Here is an 823-nt window from a genome sequence, read left to right on the forward strand (position 1 = left end):
AGCTCCCGGCTGACCTGGAGAGGACGAACCTTCCTCCAGAAACCTTAGGCTTTCGGCCATTGTGATTCTCACACAATTCTCGCTACTCATTCCGGCATTCTCACTTGTATGAACTCCACATCCGCTTACGCTAATGCTTCTCCGCGCATACAACGCTCCCCTACCCAATGTTCTGCTGAACAAAGCCCATAAGGCAGCTTCTATCCTTAACGGACAATTTACCGCCGCTCCGCGGCGGCAGATTCAACCTTACAAACTTTGTTCAACAGAACATTGCCTAAGCTTCGGTGCAGGTTTTAGCCCCGTTGAATTTTCGGCGCAAAGTCACTCGACCAGTGAGCTATTACGCACTCTTTGAATGAGTGGCTGCTTCTAAGCCAACATCCTGGTTGTCTTAGCAACTTCACATCCTTTTCCACTTAAACCTGCTTTGGGACCTTAGCTGTAGATCTGGGCTGTTTCCCTCTTGACTGTGAGACTTATCTCACACAGTCTGACTCCCATGCATCAATTCTCCGGCATTCTTAGTTTGATAGGCTTCGGTACCCTCTCGGGCCCTAGGCCATTCAGTGCTTTACCTCCGGGAATCTAACATGAGGCTAGTCCTAAAACTATTTCGGGGAGAACCAGCTATCTCCGAGTTCGATTGGAATTTCTCCGCTATCCACAGTTCATCCGCCACCTTTTCAACGGGGGTCGGTTCGGTCCTCCATGGAGTTTTACCTCCACTTCAACCTGACCATGGATAGGTCACCCGGTTTCGGGCCCACTGCATGCAACTAAACGCCCTGTTCAGACTCGCTCTCGCTTCGGCTCCGTTGCT

The 823-nt window shown here is 50.7% G+C and carries 1 rRNA gene; it reads right to left on the reverse strand.

Annotation, left to right across the window (positions count from 1 at the left end):
- Positions 1–823: ribosomal RNA gene (locus B5E65_RS15905) — 23S ribosomal RNA — on the reverse strand; the annotation flags it as partial.

It is taken from the genome of Gemmiger sp. An120 (assembly GCF_002160955.1).
In the GTDB taxonomy this organism is placed as follows: Bacteria; Bacillota; Clostridia; order Oscillospirales; family Ruminococcaceae; genus Gemmiger_A; species Gemmiger_A avium.